The organism is Sorangium sp. KYC3313, assembly GCF_052075895.1.
GTDB lineage: Bacteria > Myxococcota_A > Polyangia > Polyangiales > Polyangiaceae > Sorangium > Sorangium cellulosum_B.
The window spans coordinates 8058615-8077952 of the sequence record NZ_CP197255.1 but is presented as its reverse complement, the minus strand read 5'-3'; the positions used below and the strand labels follow the sequence as shown (position 1 = coordinate 8077952).

Annotated in this window: 18 protein-coding genes; 8 read left to right on the top strand and 10 right to left on the bottom strand. The window is 71.4% G+C overall.

Annotation, left to right across the window (positions count from 1 at the left end):
- Nucleotides 1–84: 84 nt before the first annotated feature.
- On the top strand, nucleotides 85–1038 hold the full coding sequence (locus ACSRUE_RS31150; RefSeq protein ID WP_441286761.1) for a hypothetical protein: 954 nt from the start codon (nucleotides 85–87) through the stop codon (nucleotides 1036–1038).
- Nucleotides 1039–1070: 32 nt separating this feature from the next.
- Here the strand turns inward: ACSRUE_RS31150 and ACSRUE_RS31145 are convergent, their stop codons facing one another.
- From ACSRUE_RS31145 to ACSRUE_RS31130, 4 genes are all read right to left on the bottom strand, one after another.
- Nucleotides 1071–1655, bottom strand: a complete 585-nt coding sequence (locus ACSRUE_RS31145; RefSeq protein ID WP_441286760.1) for a hypothetical protein — start codon at nucleotides 1653–1655, stop codon at nucleotides 1071–1073.
- Between the two features lie 81 nt (nucleotides 1656–1736).
- Nucleotides 1737–2747: an anion permease gene (locus ACSRUE_RS31140; protein WP_441286759.1), complete on the bottom strand. Its 1011-nt coding sequence runs from the start codon at nucleotides 2745–2747 to the stop codon at nucleotides 1737–1739.
- Between the two features lie 10 nt (nucleotides 2748–2757).
- Nucleotides 2758–3408: a DUF47 domain-containing protein gene (locus ACSRUE_RS31135; RefSeq protein ID WP_441286758.1), complete on the bottom strand. Its 651-nt coding sequence runs from the start codon at nucleotides 3406–3408 to the stop codon at nucleotides 2758–2760.
- Between the two features lie 251 nt (nucleotides 3409–3659).
- Nucleotides 3660–4700 carry an AraC family transcriptional regulator gene (locus tag ACSRUE_RS31130; RefSeq protein WP_441286757.1) on the bottom strand — a complete coding sequence of 347 codons (1041 nt, stop codon included), beginning with the start codon at nucleotides 4698–4700 and terminating at the stop codon, nucleotides 3660–3662.
- Between the two features lie 218 nt (nucleotides 4701–4918).
- Here ACSRUE_RS31130 and ACSRUE_RS31125 point away from each other — a divergent pair, with 218 nt between their 5' ends.
- From ACSRUE_RS31125 to ACSRUE_RS31115, 3 genes are all read left to right on the top strand, one after another.
- Nucleotides 4919–5887, top strand: a complete 969-nt coding sequence (locus ACSRUE_RS31125; RefSeq protein ID WP_441286756.1) for an aldo/keto reductase — start codon at nucleotides 4919–4921, stop codon at nucleotides 5885–5887.
- Nucleotides 5888–6066: 179 nt separating this feature from the next.
- On the top strand, nucleotides 6067–6831 hold the full coding sequence (locus tag ACSRUE_RS31120; RefSeq protein ID WP_441286755.1) for a zinc-dependent peptidase: 765 nt from the start codon (nucleotides 6067–6069) through the stop codon (nucleotides 6829–6831).
- A gap of 188 nt (nucleotides 6832–7019) precedes the next feature.
- A complete protein-coding gene (locus ACSRUE_RS31115) occupies nucleotides 7020–7655 on the top strand; it encodes a hypothetical protein (RefSeq protein WP_441286754.1) in 636 nt (211 codons plus the stop codon).
- A 212-nt stretch (nucleotides 7656–7867) separates the two neighbouring features.
- Here ACSRUE_RS31115 and ACSRUE_RS31110 read toward each other — a convergent pair whose 3' ends face one another.
- The 3 genes from ACSRUE_RS31110 to ACSRUE_RS31100 are packed head-to-tail and all read right to left on the bottom strand — an operon-like array spanning nucleotide 7868 to nucleotide 11064.
- The gene (locus ACSRUE_RS31110) at nucleotides 7868–8461 is read right to left on the bottom strand and encodes a hypothetical protein (protein ID WP_437718293.1); all 594 of its coding nucleotides are present in this window, start codon (nucleotides 8459–8461) and stop codon (nucleotides 7868–7870) included.
- Between the two features lie 9 nt (nucleotides 8462–8470).
- On the bottom strand, nucleotides 8471–10606 hold the full coding sequence (locus tag ACSRUE_RS31105) for a molybdopterin cofactor-binding domain-containing protein (protein WP_441286753.1): 2136 nt from the start codon (nucleotides 10604–10606) through the stop codon (nucleotides 8471–8473).
- Nucleotides 10603–11064, bottom strand: a complete 462-nt coding sequence (locus ACSRUE_RS31100; protein WP_272098656.1) for a (2Fe-2S)-binding protein — start codon at nucleotides 11062–11064, stop codon at nucleotides 10603–10605. The genes ACSRUE_RS31105 and ACSRUE_RS31100 overlap by 4 nt, the downstream gene beginning before the upstream one ends.
- Before the next feature lie 220 nt (nucleotides 11065–11284).
- Between ACSRUE_RS31100 and ACSRUE_RS31095 the strand changes: the two genes are divergently transcribed.
- Nucleotides 11285–12949: an NTP transferase domain-containing protein gene (locus ACSRUE_RS31095; protein ID WP_441286752.1), complete on the top strand. Its 1665-nt coding sequence runs from the start codon at nucleotides 11285–11287 to the stop codon at nucleotides 12947–12949.
- Here the strand turns inward: ACSRUE_RS31095 and ACSRUE_RS31090 are convergent, their stop codons facing one another.
- Nucleotides 12950–13690, bottom strand: a complete 741-nt coding sequence (locus ACSRUE_RS31090; RefSeq protein WP_441286751.1) for a hypothetical protein — start codon at nucleotides 13688–13690, stop codon at nucleotides 12950–12952. It abuts the gene before it with no gap.
- Between the two features lie 498 nt (nucleotides 13691–14188).
- Between ACSRUE_RS31090 and ACSRUE_RS31085 the strand changes: the two genes are divergently transcribed.
- A complete protein-coding gene (locus tag ACSRUE_RS31085; protein ID WP_441286750.1) occupies nucleotides 14189–14758 on the top strand; it encodes an SgcJ/EcaC family oxidoreductase in 570 nt (189 codons plus the stop codon).
- A 34-nt stretch (nucleotides 14759–14792) separates the two neighbouring features.
- Here the strand turns inward: ACSRUE_RS31085 and ACSRUE_RS31080 are convergent, their stop codons facing one another.
- Together ACSRUE_RS31080 and ACSRUE_RS31075 are read right to left on the bottom strand one after the other, a co-directional pair.
- Nucleotides 14793–16037, bottom strand: coding sequence for a glutathionylspermidine synthase family protein (locus ACSRUE_RS31080; protein WP_441286749.1), 1245 nt, complete (start codon nucleotides 16035–16037; stop codon nucleotides 14793–14795).
- Nucleotides 16034–16885, bottom strand: a complete 852-nt coding sequence (locus tag ACSRUE_RS31075; RefSeq protein WP_441286748.1) for a DUF350 domain-containing protein — start codon at nucleotides 16883–16885, stop codon at nucleotides 16034–16036. Before ACSRUE_RS31075 ends, ACSRUE_RS31080 begins: the two co-directional genes overlap by 4 nt.
- A gap of 159 nt (nucleotides 16886–17044) precedes the next feature.
- Between ACSRUE_RS31075 and ACSRUE_RS31070 the strand changes: the two genes are divergently transcribed.
- Nucleotides 17045–17983: a hypothetical protein gene (locus tag ACSRUE_RS31070; protein ID WP_441286747.1), complete on the top strand. Its 939-nt coding sequence runs from the start codon at nucleotides 17045–17047 to the stop codon at nucleotides 17981–17983.
- A 5-nt stretch (nucleotides 17984–17988) separates the two neighbouring features.
- Entirely contained in the window at nucleotides 17989–19338 is a 1350-nt protein-coding gene (locus ACSRUE_RS31065) for a hypothetical protein (protein WP_441293148.1), read from the top strand.

Genomic DNA, 19338 nt, shown 5'->3' with positions numbered 1-19338 from the left:
GGTCGGGGCGCCTCAACCTGCGTCGGGGCGCCCGGCCGTGACCGCATCCGGTCACACTCTGCCGCCGCCGCGCGATGAAGGGGGATGCCGAACCGCCGCTCGCTCCCCGGACCGCATCACCTGCTCGCGCTCGCGCTGGCCGCGGCGCTGACCGCGCCCGCTGCCGCCGCGTTCGCCGAGACCTGCGCCGCCACCGAGAGCCAGGCGCTCCCGGACACGCTGCCGATGCGCGACTTCGCCGCCCGCCTCGGCGAGCGCATCGACGCGTGCGCCGCCGACGCGCGGCGCCCCGACGCCGAGCGCTTCTGCGCGGAGCACGGGCTCGAGTGCGGCGCCGGGCGGGTCCGCGACTACGTGCGCGTCCGGACGCTCTTCGAGATGACGCGCGACGGCGGTCCGTTCCGGCTGCGCTGGAGCATCACCGATCGCAACCCGACCGCCTGGCACATCTGGGCCGCGTGGAGGCAGAGCCCTCCGCTCGCGTCGTCGGCCGGGCCCTCGGCGACGGCGGAGTGCGACGAGCTCTCGGCGCTCTTCGCCGGGCTCGCGCGCCGGCTCGACGTCCGCGGGGTCGGCCTCTTCTGGCCGACGTGGAACCACACGATCGCCGCGTGGGACGTGGCCCCGTCCGTCCGTGTGCTGGTCCCGACGTCGCAGATCTTCCTCTCGTGCGACGCGACGTTCGACCGGACCACGTTCCTGCCGTCGAAGCAGCGTGTCGTCTACGAGCTCCGCCTGACCGACGCGCTCGACAGCGTGCCCGTGCCGCGGCCCCTGGCGGCGTTCCTGCTCGATCAGGTGGCGCACTACGCGGGCGCGTCGCTCGACGTGCTCGCGATGATCCGGACGCACCGGGCGCTGCGCTACGGATCGAGCGTGCCGGCGTCCTGCGGTGAGGGCGCCGCCGCGGAGGCGAAGGCGCTCCGCGCGCGGCCGCTCTCGCCGGCAGACCGCCGGGCGCTCGCGCGCTACGGAGCGACGGAGCTGGGGCTCGCCGCGCCGTCGGCCGAGGCGACGCTCGCGCAGATCGCGCGCTGACCGCGCCTCGCGAGCGCGGCGCCCCGCAGCGCTCAGTCCTCGCCCTGGACGCGATGGATGATGTACCTCGCGGCGAGCTTCCCGAGCTGGCTCGCCGCGGTCCGCGCGCGCCCTCCGCTCGATGGGTTGGTCAACGAGGCTGGCACCGTGGTGTCGATCAAGAACTCGTCGAACACGCCCCCGGCCGGATCGGTGAGCTGCACCATCGCCTTGAGGCGCGTGTTCTTGTTGAGCACGACCGCGAAGATGCCGGGCTCGTAGAACGTCACGTTCGCGCGGAGGAAGAACGGCGCGTCGGCTGCGCTCCTCGCCCTGACGATGGCGACGCCCTCCGACGCCGCCGTCGCGATCAGCGCCTCCGTGAACTCCTCGTTCATCGCCGCCTTGTCCTCCTGCCAGCTCTGCTGCTGCTCGGCGTCCTTCTCCGCCATCCAGTCGGCCTCGGAGCCGTCGCCGACCTGGACGCCGTAGAAGACGATCGGGACGGCCCCGAAGCGCCCCTGGCCGTAAAACGGGTTCGGCACGGCCTCACGCATGGTCTTCCAGGGGTGCCCGCACGCGGCGAGCAGGGGAGCCAGGCAGAGCATCAGGATCCAGAGCGCATGGCGACGGTGCACGGAGGCCTCCTTGGGAAGCGGTCAGCGGTCAGCGGTCAGCGGTCAGCGATGGCGGCGCGGCGCGGCGCGGCGCGTCGACGCTCAACCGCCGAGGATCGACGAGAGCCCGAGATAGCAGGCCCAGGCCACGACGGCGCTCACCGGGATCGTGAGCACCCACGCCCAGAGGATGCGCGTGGTCACGCCCCAGCGCACCGCGCTCACCCGCTGGCTCGCGCCCGCGCCCATGATGCAACCGGTGATCACGTGTGTCGTCGACACAGGCATCCCCAGGAACGACGAGGTCAGGATGGTCGCCGCCGCGCTGGTCTCGGCAGCGAAGCCATGGATCGGCTTGAGGTCGATGATCTTGGTGCCCATGGTCTTGATGATCCGCACCCCGCCCGCCGCCGTGCCGAGGGCCATGGCCGTCGCGCAGGCGAAGACGACCCAGAGCGGCACATGGAAGTCGCCGTGGCCCGCGGGGATCGCGCCGTACGCGACCAGCGCCATGGTGATGATGCCCATGGTCTTCTGGGCGTCGTTGCTCCCGTGCGAGAGCGCCATGAAGCCCGCGGAGACCATCTGCAGGATCCGGAAGCGCCGATTGACCACCGCCGGCCGGGTGTGCCGGACGAGCCAGAAGATGGCGATCATCCCGAGGAAGGAGAGCACGAAGCCCACGACGGGGCTGATGATCAGGCTCTTGACCACCTTCAAGAGCCCCGCCCCCTGCACGGCCGCGGTGCCCGCCCGCCCGGCGCCCGCGCCCACGAGCCCGCCCACGAGGGCGTGGGACGACGACGACGGGATACCGAAATACCAGGTGAAGAGGTTCCAGAAGATCGCGCCGACGAGGGCGCTGAGCACCACCACCTGGGTCACCGCCGAAGGGACGATGAGCCCTTTCCCGATGGTGCTCGCCACCGCCGTGCCGGTGAGCGCACCCCCGAAATTGAACAGCGCCGCGAGCAGCACGGCGGTGCGGATGGGGAGGACTCCGGTGCTCACCACCGTGGCGATGGCGTTGGCCGTGTCATGGAAGCCGTTGATGTAGTCGAAGACGAGCGCGACCACGATCACGAGGGTCAGCGTGACGAGGAGAGTGTTCATTGCGCGCCCCTCAGGCGTTTTTGATCACCAGCGCCTCCAGCGCATTGGCGACGTCATCGCAGGCGTCGAGCGTGTTCTCGAGCCCCTCGAGGAACTCCTTGTGCTTGATGAGGTGGATGGCGTCCTTCTCGGTGTTGAAGAGCTCGACGATCGCCGAGCGGAATATCTGATCGCCGTCGTGCTCGAGCTTGGCGATGGCCTTGCAATGTCGGTTGATCTCCGCCACCCGCTTCATCCCCCGGAGCAGCTTGACGGCGCTATGAATCTCGGAGCATCCTTCCAGGATCTTGGCGGCGAGCACCTGGCTCGCCGGCGGGAGATCCTCCATGGCGTGGACCACGACCCGCATCATCGTGGAGTGGACGCGATCGGAGACGTTCTCGAGGTCCGTCGCCAGGGCGTAGATGTCGGAGCGATCGAGCGGCGTGACAAACGTCTTGTTGAGAGCGTCGTAGACGTCGCGGATCACCGCGTCGGCGGCGTGCTCGATGTCGGTGATCCGCGAGACCAGGGCTTGCCTCTCGCTGGCGCTCCGGGCGGTACAGCACTCCGAGAGGACGTTGGCGCTCTGCAGCGCGCAGTCGGCGCCCCGCTCGAGCAAGTCGAAGAAGTGCTCTTCACGAGGTAAGAGCGATTTGATGACCCGATCGAGCCACATCATGCACCTTTCTTGGCGAGCGGGCGCATCCTAGCACGAGCACGCGGCGCTCGATGGGGCGCTTCGCGACGGGCAGCTCCCGCCGCCGCTGTGTAAGGTCTTATCGAAGCGTTGTGTAGAGGGGTAGGAAAAATTTCGCTCGTGTCCGTGGTCGCGGGCGTCGCGGGCGTCGCGAGGGAGAACGTCGGCGGTCTCGGTGGCTCGGGGCCTGCGCCGCCGGGGGTCGCTCGAGGCCGCGCCCACGCCGGAGCGACTCAGCGGCGGCGGGACCACGCGCCGGGCGGCACGCCGTTCCAGCGCTTGAACGCGCGGGTGAACGCGGCGACGTCGGTGAACCCGACCGCGAACGCCGCCTCGGTGACGGTCGCGCGGTGCGCCGCGAGGAGCTCCTCGGCCATCGCGCGCCGCGCGTCGTCGACGATCGCCTGGAAGCTCGTCCCGCGCTCGGACAGGCGGCGCTGGAGGCTGCGCGCGCTCTGGCCGACGGCGCGCGCGACGTGGTCGAGCGTGGCCTCGCCCTGCGGGATCGCCGTGCGCAGCTCGCGCCGCACGCGCGCGAGCACGTCCTCCTCGGCCCGCGGCAGCACGCGGTGCTCGCCCGCGGGCAGGCCGAGCGCGCGCTCGAGCTGCTGGGCGAGGAGCGCGAAGAGCATCGGGTCGGTGGTGCTCATCCGCGCGTCGAGGAGCGCCCTCGGGTACTCGACCTCGGCGCGCGGCTCGCCGTAGTGGATGGGCGCGCGGAAGACGCTGCGCGCGAGCGCGTCGTCCGCGGGCGGCGGGCGCACGAGGCGGACGACCGTGGGCTCGCGGGGCGGCGTGGCGGCGCGCCGGAAGCGCAGGACGGTGGTCGCCGCGAGATAGTCCCACACCGCGCTCGGGGCCGTGTGGCCGGGCGCGAGCGCGAAGCGGAACGTCACGTGGGCCGGCCCCTCCTCGAACGTGTGCGCGGCCGCGTCGTGGATGAGCCGCTGGAAGCGCAGGAACGCCCGCACCGCGCCGCGCACGTCGCCCGCGCTCGCGAACGTGTACTCGACGAGCGACTGAGGCGCAGCGTCGACGAGCACGGCGGCGCGCAGGCCGAACGACTCGTCCGCAGCCGAGAGCGCGGTCCACGCGCGGCAGAGCTCGTCGTGCGTCACCCGCGCATCGGGGCGGCCGAGCACCGCGGGGTCGACGCCGGCCCGCGCGCACACCTCGGCCGGCGCGATGCCGTCGCGCTGCGAGGCGGTCACGACCGCGATGCCGAGCGCCTGCGCGAAGACCGTGGCCGGCTGGGTCGCGGGGCGCGGGGTCACGGAAGCGGAGCCAGGGTTTCTGCGAGGGGCGGCGGCGTCAAGAGGCGTTCCGCCTGGCCCGCCCTTGGCTCACGGTTTGCAGACTCTGCAGATGCAGATTGCGGGTGCGCCCAGCGCTGCCGCGAATCACGCGTCTTGTGTGTGGCGCGGAATACAAACATCCCTCAGGGCGCAGCCAGCCGCTGCGACCAGCTCGTGTTCGCTCTCGGAGGAAGATCATGACCGATTTGCCCACTCGCCTGCTCGGACGCACCGGCGTCCGTGTCACCACCCTCGGTTTCGGCGCCATGGAGCTGCGAGGCGCCCCGCGGGGCCCTGAGCTCTCGGATCAGGAGGCGGAGCGCATTCTGAACGACGTGCTGGACGCCGGGATCAACTTCATCGATACGTCCATCGACTACGGTCGCAGCGAGGAGCGAATCGGACGCTTCCTCTCGCACCGCAGGCGCGAGTACTTCCTGGCCTCGAAATGCGGGTGCGTCGTCGGCGGTGCCCAGGGCGAGCACGTGCATACGGCGCAGAACATCCGGCACGGCGTGGAGAACAGCTTGCGCCTGCTGAAGACGGATCACCTCGATCTGGTGCAGTTTCACCGGAGCCTCACCCGGCAGGAGTTCGAGCAAGACGGCGCCCTGGAAGAGGCGCTGAAGCTCAAGAGCGAGGGGAAGGTGCGCTTCCTCGGTGTCTCGGGCACGCTGCCCAACCTGGTCGAGCAGATCGAGCTCGGCGTCTTCGACGCCTTCCAGATCCCGTACTCCGCGCTGCAGCGCGAGCACGAAGAGGTGATCAGCAAGGCCGCCCAGGCTGGCGCCGGGACCATCATCCGCGGCGGCGTGGCGCGCGGCGCGCCCACCGACTGGCAGCGCACGAATTACATGCTGCCGGGTACCACGATGCAGGACCGGTGGGAGCGGGCCAGGCTCGACGAGCTGCTCGATGGCCTGACCCGGATCGAGTTCACCCTGCGCTTCACGCTGTCGCACCCGGGGCTCAGCACCACGATCGTCGGGACCCGGAACCCGAAGCACCTGCGCGACAACCTGGAGTTCGCGAGGAAGGGCCCCCTGCCGAGCGAGGTCGTCGCCGAGGCGAAGCGGCGCTTGAGCCAGGCGGGATCGGCGCCGGAGGCGGTGCCCGCGTCGAGCGTACGCGTGGCCGGCGCGGCGCAGGCGACGGCGCGGGCGTAGGCGCAGAGCCGGCTCTGACGAACCGCCGCAGGCGGCACGCCTGCTCAGGGCAGCGCCGTGGACCCTCGTTGCTGCCATGGCAGCAGCCGCTGCTGATCCGTTGCTGCGGTACGGGCACTCCTCGAGCACCGCTCACCGCGCTTCCGACAGCGCCACGCGAGCGGGTAAGGTGGTCGTCGATGCTGGCCTTTCTCAGGAAGCGGCGGCGCGACGCCGTCCGCCGTGAGCCCTTTCCGCCTGCGTGGCGCGAGATCCTCGACCGGAACGTGCCCTGCTTCGGCCGCCTTCCGGCCGAGGACCAGCAGGAGCTCCTCGGGCATATCCAGGTCTTTCTGGACGAGAAGCCGTTCGAGGGGTGCGGCGGCCTGGAGATCACCGACGAGATCCGGGTCACGGTGGCGGCGCAGGCGTGCCTCCTCCTCTTGCACCGCGAGACCGACTACTACCCTGAGCTCGAGGTCGTCCTCGTTTACCCGAGCACCTACGTGGCCCGCGGCCGGGAGGTGCGGGAGGGGGGCGTCGTCGTCGAGGGCGATCACGCGCGGCTCGGAGAGTCGTGGTCGCGGGGGGCGGTCGTGCTCGCGTGGGACGGCGTGCTCGCGGGCGCGGCGGACATGAGCGACGGTCACAACCTCGTGCTCCACGAGTTCGCGCACCAGCTCGACCAGGAGGAAGGCCCGGCCGACGGCGCGCCCGAGCTGCCCGAGCGCTCGATGTACGCGGCGTGGGTGCGCATCCTCGGCCGCGAGTACGAGCGCCTCCTCCGCGACGAGGCGAGCCTCAAGCGCACGGTCATCGACCCGTACGGCGCGACGAACCCGGCCGAGTTCTTCGCCGTCGTCACCGAGGCCTTCTTCGAGAAGCCGCGGAAGCTCAGGGCGAAGCACCCGGAGCTCTACGAGCAGCTGAAGGCGTTCTACTGCCAGGACCCTGCCGGCCGGTAGCGGCGCCGCCCGCCGTCGTCGCCGCCCCCGCGCGCGGCCGATCGCCCGAGGGTCGCCGGTCGTGGTATCTCCCGGCTCCCCCGATGGCCCGAAAGCGCAAAGGCAGGTCCCGCAAGGGCGGCGCGTCCTCCGCTCCTCGCCCGGCGTCTCCCGCGTCGCCTGCGGCCGCCGCGCCGCCCGCGAGGCGCGTGCGCTCGTTCCGCCTTCGCCTCGACATCACCGCCCTCGAGCTCGCGTCCGGTCACGACGGCCTCCTCCGCGGCGCGCCCGAGCCTGTCCTCCTCCTCGCCGCGTACCTCCTCTTTCCCCATGACCCGAGCGGCACGGCGGGGCTCACGCCTCCTCGTCCGCTGGGCCGCACCCTGGTCCGCTTCCGCCCGCCGGAGGGCCGCTTCCCCGCCGTCGTCACGCTGCGCGCGCCGCTCTCGTTCAAGGCCCGCGCTCGCGCCCGCGAGGACGACCACGTCCTGCTTCTCGCCCTCGCCGTCGAGGAGGACGCTGGCAAGGAAGTGGAGCGGCTCTACGCCCACCTCACCGACGCAAAGCACCTTCGCCTCTGGGACCTCGACGCGCCCGTCCCCGCACCGCTGGCCCCGGCCGAGCTGATCGCCGCCCCGTACCTGCGGGAGAACGCGGCCCCGGCCCGCGTCGGCGTGCTCGACGAAGGCGGCGATCTCCGCGACACCTGCCGCGAGGACGACTTCGTCGGCGCCTGCGCGGCCGTCGTCTCGACCGCTCGCCACGAGGACACGCTCCGCTTCCACTTCGTCTCGGCCGACGGCCGCAACGACTGGACCGCCGTGACCAGCGTCAGCGTCGACTGACGCCCGCCCTCGTCGACAGAGGCGTCAGGGCCAAGGCTCGTCGCGTGTCCTCCGGCCGCCGAGGAGGGACCGAGACAGGCGCCGCCGCCGACGCTGACCTGGGCCCGGGGCGCGGCCTTCAGGAGCGCCTTATGCCGCGACGCACACGCCAGCCGCGGCGCAGGTGCAGCATTCACCGCGCCCGCCGCTGTTCACGCGGTGGATGCACCTGCTCATCCGCCAGGGCAGGGCGCGCCGGCGCGGGCCCAGGTCTCCCATGCTGCGACGAACTCGGCGTACGGCGTCGGGATGGGCGTGCGGCCAGCGCCAGGGTTCCAGCCCCAGGTCACGAGGGGATCCTCGAGGTGGACGCGCAACGCCGCCATGTCCTTGCCGCCATTGCGCTTCGGATCCTTGATCTGCTCGCACAGGGCGCCCGGGGCGACGCCGACGAACACCATCGGCATCTCGGGCGGCGGCATGTGCCAGCCCTTCGAGACGCCCGGCGGCACGTGCGTGCCAAAGCTGTTCGGCGGGTTGGTCGGCCCATGGCACGTCGTGCACTCCGCGCCTGGCATGCCGTGGCCTGTCGGGCCGCGCAGCACGAACTGCGTGTGCAGGCGGCCCTCGTCGCCCTGGAGCGGCACGTCGCCGGCGGGGTGACAGTTCTGGCAGCGAGGGTGCTGGAGCACGCCGCGCACGGTCTCGAACGCGGCGAGGGCGGTCTCGCGGCTGACCGGCGACGGCGAGGGCGCGGGCGAGGCCCCGGGCGTCTGTCCCCCGCACGCGGCGAGGAGAGAGGCGAGGACAAGAGAGGATCGGATCATGGTCAGTTCCTACGCGAGGCGAAACGGAAGGGAGCGCAGCCGCTGCTTGGTCAGCGCGAACACCGCGTTCGCCACGGCCGGCGCGATCGGCGCGGTGGCGGGCTCCCCGATGCCGCCCATCTTGGCCTTGCTCGGGATGAGATGGACGGCGATGCGCGGCATGTCGAACATCCGGAGCATGGGATAGTCGTGGAAGTTGCTCTCCTGGACCTTCCCCTCGGCGATGTTGATCTTGCCGTAGAGCGCGGCCGTGAGGCCGAAAGCGACGCTGCCCTGGATCTGCGCCTCGATGCCGAGCGGGTTCACCGCCGTACCGCAATCGACGCTGCAGGTGACCGAGTGGACGCGGATGCGCCCCTCCTCGATCGAGACCTCTGCGACCTCGGCGATGATGGAGCCGAACGACTCGTGCATCGCGAGCCCCCGCGCCCTTCCCGGCGCGGGCGCGGTGCCCCAGCCGGCCTTCTCGGCGGCGACCTTCAGCGCGTTCGCGTGCCGCGGCTTGTCCTTGAGCAGCTCGAGGCGGTACGCGAGCGGGTCCTGCCCTGCGGCGTGCGCCAGCTCGTCCACCATGCTCTCCACCGCGAAGGCCGTGTGGGTGTTGCCGACCGAGCGCCACCACAGCACGGTGACCGGCGTCCTCGGCGAGTGCAGCGACACGCGGAGCGCGGGCGTCCGCTCGACATAGGGCGACTCGGCGATCCCTTCCACCGAGGTCAAGTCGACGCCGTTCCTCGTGACGAACGACTCGAGCGGCGTGCCGGCGACGATCGACTGGCCCACGACCACCTGATCCCACGCCGCCGGCAGGCCGCGCGCGTCGACGCCGACCTGGATCCGGTGGACGAAGGCGGGGCGGTAAAAGCCGCCGCGCATGTCGTCCTCCCGCGTCCACACGACCTTCACCGGCACGCCGGCGGCCTTCGCGACGATCACGGCCTCCCCGACGAAATCGGCCATGGGGCTGGCGCGCCGCCCGAAGCCGCCGCCGAGGAAGGTCGTGTGGATCTGGACCTTGTCGGGCGTCGTGCCGAGGATCTTCGCCGCGGCCATCTGGTCGCCGGTCTGGAACTGCGTGCCGGTCCAGATCTCGCAGCGATCGCCGTCGATCTTGACCGTACAGTTGAGCGGTTCCATCGGCGCGTGCGCGAGGTAGGGCACGTCGTACTCCGCCTCGAGCCGGGACTTGGCAGCGGCGAGCGCGTCTTCCACCTTGCCGACGCTGGCGGCGACGGTGCCGGGCGTCCGCGCCTTCGCGTGGAACTCGGCGAGCAGCTTGGCGCTGTCGGCCCCGCCGCCCTCGGGCTGCGCCCACTCGGCGCGGAGCGCGTCGCGCCCGAGCTTGGCGGCCCAGAAATGCGCGGCGACGACGGCGACGCCGTTCGCGGTGGGGACGACCTTCTCGACGCCGGGCACCTTGAGGGCGTCGGCGGCGTCGAACTTGACGAGCTTGGCGCCGAACGCCGGCGGGCGGAGCACCACGGCGGTGCGCAGCCCGGGGAAGTGCACGTCGAGCCCGAACTGCGCCTTGCCCGTGATCTTCTCCGGCGTGTCGATGCGGCGCACGAGGGTGCCGATCAGCTTCCAGTCCTTGGGGTCCTTCAGCTTCACCTTCGCCGGCGGGGCGAGCTTCATCGCCTCCTCGGCGAGCTGGCCAAAGGTCAGCTTGTCCTTGCCGTGGGTGACGACGCCGTTCGCGGCCGTGCACGCCGCGGGCGAGACCTTCCACCGGGCGGCCGCCGCGCGCAGCAGCATGTCCTTCGCCATCGCGCCGACGGTGCGATAGCGCTCGAACTCGCTGTTCGTCGTCGTCGACCCCCCGGTCATCTGGAACTGCAACGCCGGATGGCCGTAGACCGGCGCGGCCGGCGCGTGCTCCGACCGCACCTTCGACCAGTCGCACTCGAGCTCCTCGGCGATCAGCATCGCGAGCCCGGTCCAGATGCCCTGGCCCATCTCGGAGTGCGCGAGCACCACGGTCACGGATTCGTCGGTGCCGACGCGGACGAACGCGTTCGGCGAGAGCGGCGCCGGCTGCGCCGCCTTCGGCGCGGCGCGGACCCCCTGCGGGACGTAGAAGCTGATCAGGAGCCCGGCCGCCGAGCCCGCGGCCGCTTGCAAGAAGTCACGCCGGGAGACGGTCACTTGCCACCTCGCTTGAGCCTCGACGCGAGGATCACCGCTTCGCGTACGCGAACGTACGTCCCGCAGCGACACACGTTGCCTGACAGCGCAGCGTCGATGTCGGCGTCGCTCGGATCCGGCTTCTGTTCGAGCAAGGCGACCGCGGTCATGATCTGCCCGGACTGGCAGTACCCGCACTGGACGACGTCGGCCTGCGCCCACGCCTGCTGCACCACGTGCGACCCGTCGGGCGACAGGCCCTCGATCGTCGTCACCTTGCGCGTGCCGACGCTGGACACGGGCAGGACGCACGACCGCGCGGGTTTGCCGTCGATGTGGACCGTGCAGGCGCCGCACTGGGCCATGCCACAGCCGTATTTGGTGCCGGTCAATCCCAGCAGATCGCGAAGCACCCAGAGCAGGGGCATCTCCGGACTGGCATCCACGTCACGAACAACGCCGTTGACATCGAGCTTCATGGCCGTTCAGGCCATACTTTTGAGCCGGAGCGCCGTCAAGCGACTGCACATGTTCTTATCATTTCTTCACCATCGGTCATCGGCCCGGGGGCGCCGGCGCTCTGTCACGCTCGCACCCCCGACCGCGAGCGGACGGGCGGCGTGGAGGTCGATTCGGTAGTCACCAGCGACGACGAACGCCCTGGCGGGCGCGTCACGAAGGGTGAATGATGCGGAGCGCATGAACGAGCTTGAGCGGATCGTGCGCGAAGCGGCGACATTGGTGGCAGAGCGGTCACCGTTTCTCCTCGCGACGGTCGTGCGGGTGTCGGGGTCGTCGTACCGGCGTCCGGGCGCGCGGATGCTGGTCGCCGGCGATCGCTGGGTATCCGGGTGTGTGAGCGGCGGCTGCCTCGAGGGCGACGTGATGCTCCGCGGAGAGCACCGGTGTCGCGACGGCGCCGTGGTGGTCACGTACGACTCGACCACCGAAGACGGGGAGACGTGGGGGGTGGGGCTCGGCTGCAACGGCGTGGTCGATGTCCTGCTCGAGCACGTCGCGGCCGGCGCGACCCACGACGCGCTCGCGTTCGCCTCGGCTTGCTTCGCCGAGGAGACCGCCGGCACGCTGGTCACGGTGATCCGCTCGACGGCCGGCGCGGTCCGGGTCGGCGCGCGCCTCGCGTTCGGTCCGCCGTGCGCGCTCGCGTACCCGGTGACCGATCCGGCCGCGCGCTCCGCGATCGAGGCCACCGCGCGGGGGCCGGCGGGCGTCGTGGAGCTCGACGGTCTGGGGATTACCGTGCTCGTCGAGAAGATCTCGCCGTCGCCGCAGCTCTTCGTGCTCGGGGGTGGTCACGACGCGGCGTCCATCGTCACGCTCGCGACGTCGGTCGGGTTCCGGGTCACGGTCGCTGGTCCCTCGATCCGCCAGGGCGCCCGGTTCCGCGCGGCGGATCGCGTCGTCTCGACCGGCGGCGCGGCGGATCGCCTCCACGCGCTCATCGACGCCGCGGCCGAGCCGTACGTCGTGATCATGCACCATCAGGTCACGCCGGATCGCGACGCGCTCGCCGTCGCCCTCGCGTCGCGCGCTCGCTACATCGGCGTGCTCGGGCCCGCGCGCCGCACGCGCGATCTCCTCGCCGAGATCGGCCACCCCGGCGACGATCCGCGGCTCCACGCGCCGATCGGCCTCGATCTCGGCGCCGAGACGCCGGAGCAGATCGCGCTCTCCATCGTGGGCGAGCTCCAGGCCGTCGCGCGCCGGGCGCAGGGGGGAAAGCTCCGCGCCCGCGCCCGGCCGCTGCACGCGCGCGTGGCGCTGGTCGTGCTCGCCGCCGGCGGCTCACGTCGCCTCGGTCGCCCGAAGCAGCTCGTCGAGCTCGACGGCGCGCCGCTCGTCCGGCGCGTGGCGACCACGTGCGTCGAGGCGCGATCCGGGCCGGTCGGCGTCGTGCTCGGCGCCAGCGCCGGTGCGGTCGCGCGCGCGCTCGGCGATCTGGAGGTGGCGCACATCGCGAACGATGGCTGGGAAGAGGGCATCGCCTCCTCGGTCCGCGCCGCGGTCCGGTGGGCGGAGGCCTCGAAGGCCGACGCGCTCCTGATCGCGCTCGCGGACCAGCCCCTGCTCACGGTCGAGCACCTCACCGCGCTGCGGGACGCCTGGCTCGCGGGCGCGCCGATCGCCGCGTCGCGGTTCAGCGGCGTCGTGGGCGCGCCGGCGGTGTTCGACCGATCCCGCTGGGACGCCCTTTCACGCCTCCAGGGCGACCAGGGCGCCGGCCGCCTGCTGCGCGTCGAGGACGTCGCGGCGATCGACTGGGAGGGCGGGGCGATCGACGTCGATACGGCCGACGACGTGCGCGCGCTCGGCGGCCACGCGCCGGCGAACCCGCCGAGCTGATCACCAGCAGCTGTAGTCGTAAACCGTGTGCAATGTCTCCGCGAGGCGCTCGACCAGCAGATCGCCGTCGAAGACGTAGGTGAAGGCTGGCAGCGATGCGCTGGGCGTGCCGTCGCCCGGGTTCACCCCCTGCTCCCGGCGGAGGAGACGACAACCCTCGTAGACGATCTCCGTCGTCATGGTCGGCTGAGCGTCCGTGAAGTGGTCGAACGTCAGCTGCGTGAAGCGACCCTGGTCATCGCGATCGTATCGGACGAAGTAGTCGGCGTTCCCGTAGGTGATCGCCCGCGTGTCGTCGTTGTAGTCGATCTCGAGGACACGGGTGTCGGCCGCGCCGGTCCGGGTCATGCGGACCATGCGCTCGCCCTCGTAGTCGAAGGTGTGTGTGCGGGTCTCGTTGCCCAGCGTCTCGCTGTACAGCGTCTCGACCGCTCCGACGAGACGCTGGCCATCGTATTCGTAAACGAACGATATCTCCTCTCCCATCTCCGTGTCCGTCTGGGCGCACGGTCCGGGATGCGGCCCATACATCCATGGACCGAGCTCCGGCATGGGGACGCGGCCAACGAGCTCTGGACAGCCCGTCGCGCCGCCGCCCCCGCCTCCCTCACCAGACCCGCCGGCGCCCCCGCTCCCCGACGTCGACGTCTCGTCGGAGCCCTCGTCGTGACCGCACGCCACGAGCGTGAGCAGGCACATCGTGGCCAGGGTTCCGCACGTCCTGAAGACAAATCGATGCATCTCTCTCCCCATCCGTCAACCTGGGTCGGGTCGCGCCAATGCTGGCCGAAATTCATCGCGCGAACCGACAACGATTCGAAGGGCACCGGCCGGCTGTCCACGAAGGCGGACGCCCTCGACTCAAGGAACCGGGCTCGCAACGCGCGTCGGCTCAGTCCGGCGATCGACGTCATGACGTCAGGATGACATTGCGGTGCGCGGTGAACGCGAGCTCCTTCAAGAACGTGTGATCGCAAGCGCAGCTCATCGCCTCGAGCGCGCCGCCGGGCAGTGAGCGCAGCGGACCCGGCGGACACCCAAGCGTACCTGTCCGCGGCCGCCCTGGCAACCTACGATTCCACCGAGCGCAGACCCTCGATGACGGCGCGAGCGGATCAATGCCTGTTCCACGTGATCGAGGCACATCGACCGCCCGCGATGACAGCGGGTTGACCCGCAGTCAGGATCGAGCGCGCCGCCGGTTGACGCCCCGCGCCGGTTCGCAGTAAGGGGCGTTCCATGCATAGAGCCCTCGCCCTGGCTGCGCTCCCGCTCCTGGTCCTCGCGTGCGCCCCCGCGACGCCCCAGCCTGTCGCGCCGGCGGCGCCAGCGCCGGCCATCGCGGCGGCGGCGCCCGACGCCCGCGAGCAGCATGCGCTGGGGGAGCAGCTCGTCGCCGCCTTCAACGACGCCTGGAACCGGCACGACATGGATGCGTTCGCAGCGCTTCAAGCGGAGGACGCCGATTTCGTGAACATCTTCGGGATGTGGTGGCATGGGCGGGAGGAGATCCGGGCGAATCACGTCGGCATTCACAAGACCGTTTTTGCAAAGAGCCGCCTCGCCAGCGTGCGTGTCGAGACACGCTTCGTCGCGCCGGACATCGCGGTCGTCCGCTGGGCATGGGAGCTGACGGGCGTCGTCACCCCGGATGGCCAGCCCGTGCCCGACATGCAGGGCATCCTTGTGCACGTGGCGCGGCGCGCCGGGGACCGGCTCCAGATCGTGACGACGCAGAACACGCAGGCCACGGCCGACGCCTTCCGCGCGGTGCGCGCCATGGATGCTCCGGCCCGCCCCGCGCAGTAAGCCGCCCGCGGGCGCGTCCGCCCTGCGAACGCGCCTACCGCACCAGGGCCGGCGCGCTCAGCGCCGCCGCGTCCGTCATCCCGGCCTGGACGCGCGCGTAGATGCCGCAGGCCTCGCCGGCGATCAGGTAGATGCCGTAGTTGACCGACTCGCGCCGCGCGTTCTCCAGGGCGGAGAAGTATCGCTGCGCGATCCAGCGCCCCTCCCGGGCCTTGGCCAGGGACGCGCGCCAGACCTCGTCGGGGGTGTGGCGCCCGAGGATCACCTCTTCTCCCTCGGCGCCGTAATCGCTCTTCAGGACCCACTCCTCGCGCTGCGCGAGGAGCAGCTCGGGGTGCACCGTCTCCAGCCGCGACGTCACCGGGACGTGACGCTGGATCACCGACTGCGCGTGCGGCGAGAAGCGATGGAGGTGCTCCCACATGAACGCCATCGAGCGCTTGTTCTGCGGCAGTACGGCCCCGAGCGGGTTCAGGATCGCGGCGCGCCCGTCGGCGGCGGCGGACAGCACGGCGCCGAGCGGGCCGGCGAGCGGCTCGGCGTCGGGGATCTGCTCGTCGGTCCACACGCTCGAGCGCTCTCCCCACCAGTCCGTCTTGTAATGGCGCAAGAGGACCGAGAAGGGGACGTCGAAGAGCGACAGGCCGCGGTCGTCGTGGCCGAGGTTGTACGGCGAGCCGAGGAGCACGGAATACCCGCGCTCCGTGAGCCAGCGCCGGTAGAGGCGGATGACCGAGAGGTCCTCGGTGAACTCCGTCGGATAGACGAAGCCGAGGCGCCGCGTCGCGGCCTCGCCGAGGAGCGCGCGGGCGACCTCGTCCACCATCGCGCAGAACCGGGCGCCGAGCTCGCCGTTGGGGTCGCGCGCGCCCGAGTGATCCGGCGCCGCGAGCGCGCTCAGGACGACCGCCTCCGCCTCGCCCGTCGGCGTGTCGCAGTTCAGCTCGGCGATCGCCGGGCCCTCGTCCGTCAGGAAGACGTCGGCGCGCGCGATGCCGTGCCACAGCGGCTGTGACGAGAGCCACATCGCCTTTTGACAGGGTGTCAGACAGAAGAAGTCGTCGAGCAGCGACGGCTCGTCCGCGACGATCAGGCAAAGCTCGTTGTAGACCGCCGCGACCTCCTCGGCGGCGCGGTACAGGGCGCGCTGCTCGGCGGCGGTGACGAACACCGGCTCCTCGCGGAAGCGCGGGGCCCCGTCGCACCAGGGGTCGGTGATGAGGCCCGTATCGACGATCTTGGCGGCGAAGGCGTCGTAGGCGCGGTCAGCGGAGGTCATAGGAGGCGCGCGATGGCGATCGCGGTCGCGAGGTAGGTCGTCGCCTCGAGCGCGCCGAGCCCCTCGTTGCGGTCGGCCGCGATGCCCGCGTCGAGGCGGCCGCCGCGCAGCGCGAGCGGCGCGCCGAGCAGCACGCTCTGCACGAGGAGCTGCCGCACAGGGTAGAGGGCGAACAGATAGAGCAGCACCCCGCCATAACCCTTCAGCGAGATGAAGAGACCCTCGAAGTCGCCCTCGAGCGCCCGCGCGATGATGATGGCCACCGCGATCGAGGCGCCGGCGTAGCTCAGCGCGGCGGCGAGGTTCTCTCCCTGGATCTGCTCGGCGTCATCGTACGTGGTGAGCGCCCGGAAGAGCGAGATGAACACGTGCAGCGTGATCTGCGCGAGGACGAAGAAGCCGAGCGAGATCGCGAGATCGCCGAGGTCCTTGCCCGCGATCGCGCGCGAGGTGATGAGCCCGGTCGCCACGTAGTGCGCGCCCGCCGCGAGCCCCGCGGCCGCGTTGCCGCGCTCGATCTCGGCCGGGAGCCGCGCCCTGAGCAGAAGGCGGATCCCGAGCTGGCCGGTCGCCTGCACGAGGAGCAGGCCCACGACGGCGAACGCGCTCACCCAGAGGAGGTCGCGCGCGAAGCCCTCCCCCTCGAGGCAGTTCTTCACCGCGTTGGCGGCGACGAGGAACACCGCGAGGACCTGGCCCACCGTGAGCAGCCGGCGGGCGGCGTTGCTCTCCGTGAGATCGCGGGCGACCGTGTGCGCCGGTGAGAAGACCCTCTGCCCGATGCGCAGCAGGGCGAGCAGAGCGAGCGTGGTGCCCAGCCCGAACCCCATGACGTAGGACAGGTCCATGGGACGCACGCTACAGAACGCGCCGCGCCCTCACAAGCCCAAGCCTCGCGTCACGCCGCCGCGAGGCGCAGGCGGGCTTCGGGGTTTGCGGGGCGCGCCGGGCTTTGTGATATGGGTAGGCCTGCCGGGCTGTGACGCCCCGGCTCCGGCGGCGGACCCATGGTCGAACCTCCTTGTGACTCCGGCATCCACGGCATCTTCGCGCGACCCTATATCGATCTCGAGCCGTACCTCGACCTCGCCCCGCTCGGCGAGATCCACGAGGAGATCTGCCTCGGGCTCACGCAGGTGCCGATCGATTATACCGGCGGCAGCCACCGCGCGATGGGCATCATGCCGCCGTCGCGCCGCGGCGAGGCGTTCGCCGACTACGGCGAGGTGATCCGCGGCCTCGGCGACGAGGAGTTCGCCACGTTCCAGCGCCTCTCGGACGACCCCTCGTCGATCGAGCGCTCCGCGCGCGCCGCGCTCGAGTTCGGCGAGGAGCGCGAGATCCCGCTCTCGCGGCGGCAGATGCTGTGGCTCAAGTTCCGCCATGGGGTCTACTTCCCCTGGAAGGTCTATGTCGAGCTCATCCCGAACCGGTACTGGGGCGACAAGAGCCGGAGTGAAGGCAAGGACTTCACCCGCCTGGCGAAGTCGTTCTTTCCGAGGACGATCGCCTACGTGAAGCGCCTGCCGTTCTCGTCGATAGGGCGCTGCAACATCATGGGTCTCGAGGCCAACGATCACGGCACGGTGCACCACGACGGGGAGGGGACGCCGGGGGAGGGGAGCGCGCCGGGGAAGGGGAGAGCGCCGGACAGCGAGCCCGACCACTTCATCACGCTCTGTCCCGCGGGCAACAAGCGCCTGTTCCTGTGGGACGAGCGAGCGCGGCGGAAGACGGCGGTCGCCGGCCGGGCCTACTGGTTCAACGATCACGATTACCACGGCGTCGAGGCGGACCCGTACTTCAGGTACTCGGTGCGCATCGACGGCACCTTCACGCCGGAGTTCATCGAGGCGCTCCGGCGCGACCACGCCAGGGCGGTCGGTGTCGCGCCGCCCGCGCCGGCCGAGCGCGCGCCGCAGGGCGCCGGGGAGGCCGCCGCTTGAGCAAGATGGACGAGCCGTTCGAGCGCGACGAGGTGCTCGACAAGCCAGGGATCGTCGGGGCGCGCTGGTGGCACAAGGGCCTGGCCGACGCGCCGAAGGACGCGTCGCGGCGGAACGCGATTTTGGCCGCGCTCGGCGCGGTCGGGCTCGTCGGCGTGGCTGCCGCGATCGCCGTCGCCGCGGACGGGTGCTCGGGCGATGAGACAGCGGTGCAGAGGAAGCGGGCGCTCGACATGCAGCGGACGTTCGGCTGGAGCTTCGGCGCCGCGCAGGAGAGCGTGACGTTCGACGGCGAGTCGAAGAAGCCGTTCGATCGGGCCGCGCTCGCGAGGATGTCCACCGACCTCAGGCCGGCGGACGAGGGCGCGCGCGCCTACTACGTGCCCGCGCTGTTCGAGTCGCCGTCGGCCGTGCCCACGCTCGTCGCCGAGGGGGATCCGGCGCCCATCACGCCGCTCAGGGACGTGCTCCGGCCGATCTTCACGCCGGCGATGGACCGCGCCTACCGGAGCGGCAAGGCGCTCGCGTCGCTGCTCCTCGCCGCCCGGACGGACAGCGGCCTCCGCCGCGACATCGCGGTCATCGTGGATCTCGACGGCCCCGAGTCGGTGGCCTTTGCCGCGGGCGCGGCGGAGGCGTTCGACCCGGTGTTCACGTTCGACAACTGGCCGCACCCGCGGGGCGTCGTCAAGGCGCACCTGACGCTCGCCGCGGCGGCGTACTACCAGCCGCTCTTCGCCCGCTCGGTTCCCGGCCCCCGAGCGACGATGTTCGTCCTCGATCGACAGCGGCTCTCGCCCTATTCGGACGACGCCACGCAGTTCGACAACCGGCATGTCGCGAGGCTGCCTTCCGCCGATGCGCTCTGGGACAGAGGGGTTCGCCACGTGCTCTATGTGGTGCCCACGGAGAGGGACACGACCGAGTCCGACGACCTCAACGACGACCTCGTTGCGTTCCGGTCGCGCCGGCTCGATGTCGGGTTGATGGCCGCGAACGTCTTCGCCGCCGACCCGGCGGAGCCGAAGCCCGCGAACGAGACCGAGGACTGGCCTCCCTATTACTATGGCGGCCGCGCCGCGTCGCACGGGTGGTTCTGGATCGACTATCCGTGGGGGCCGCCCCCTCGCCCGGCGCCGGTCGAGCCGAGCGCGCCGAGGCCCGGCAAATCGTACGTGCCGGCGCAGCGCGCAACGGCGTTCTCGAGCGGCGCCGCGTCGAGCGGGGGGTCGCCGATCCCGGACGGCTTCGGGACGGTGCCAGTCGTCGTGGCGCTCGGCACCGGCGTGATCCTCGGCGCGGCGCTCAGCCGGAGCGGCTCGTGGAACCGGGCTTCGGGCGGATACGGAGGCTGA

What these genes read in the sequence shown, in the direction of transcription:
- ACSRUE_RS31090 (WP_441286751.1), bottom strand. Translation starts at nt 13,690, where the DNA reads ATGCATCGATTTGTCTTCAGGACGTGCGGAACCCTGGCCACGATGTGC.
- ACSRUE_RS31075 (WP_441286748.1), bottom strand. Translation starts at nt 16,885, where the DNA reads ATGGACCTGTCCTACGTCATGGGGTTCGGGCTGGGCACCACGCTCGCT.
- ACSRUE_RS31070 (WP_441286747.1), top strand. Translation starts at nt 17,045, where the DNA reads ATGGTCGAACCTCCTTGTGACTCCGGCATCCACGGCATCTTCGCGCGA.
- ACSRUE_RS31140 (WP_441286759.1), bottom strand. Translation starts at nt 2,747, where the DNA reads ATGAACACTCTCCTCGTCACGCTGACCCTCGTGATCGTGGTCGCGCTC.
- ACSRUE_RS31095 (WP_441286752.1), top strand. Translation starts at nt 11,285, where the DNA reads ATGAACGAGCTTGAGCGGATCGTGCGCGAAGCGGCGACATTGGTGGCA.
- ACSRUE_RS31065 (WP_441293148.1), top strand. Translation starts at nt 17,989, where the DNA reads ATGGACGAGCCGTTCGAGCGCGACGAGGTGCTCGACAAGCCAGGGATC.
- ACSRUE_RS31085 (WP_441286750.1), top strand. Translation starts at nt 14,189, where the DNA reads ATGCATAGAGCCCTCGCCCTGGCTGCGCTCCCGCTCCTGGTCCTCGCG.
- ACSRUE_RS31080 (WP_441286749.1), bottom strand. Translation starts at nt 16,037, where the DNA reads ATGACCTCCGCTGACCGCGCCTACGACGCCTTCGCCGCCAAGATCGTC.
- ACSRUE_RS31100 (WP_272098656.1), bottom strand. Translation starts at nt 11,064, where the DNA reads ATGAAGCTCGATGTCAACGGCGTTGTTCGTGACGTGGATGCCAGTCCG.
- ACSRUE_RS31150 (WP_441286761.1), top strand. Translation starts at nt 85, where the DNA reads ATGCCGAACCGCCGCTCGCTCCCCGGACCGCATCACCTGCTCGCGCTC.
- ACSRUE_RS31135 (WP_441286758.1), bottom strand. Translation starts at nt 3,408, where the DNA reads ATGATGTGGCTCGATCGGGTCATCAAATCGCTCTTACCTCGTGAAGAG.
- ACSRUE_RS31110 (WP_437718293.1), bottom strand. Translation starts at nt 8,461, where the DNA reads ATGATCCGATCCTCTCTTGTCCTCGCCTCTCTCCTCGCCGCGTGCGGG.
- ACSRUE_RS31125 (WP_441286756.1), top strand. Translation starts at nt 4,919, where the DNA reads ATGACCGATTTGCCCACTCGCCTGCTCGGACGCACCGGCGTCCGTGTC.
- ACSRUE_RS31120 (WP_441286755.1), top strand. Translation starts at nt 6,067, where the DNA reads ATGCTGGCCTTTCTCAGGAAGCGGCGGCGCGACGCCGTCCGCCGTGAG.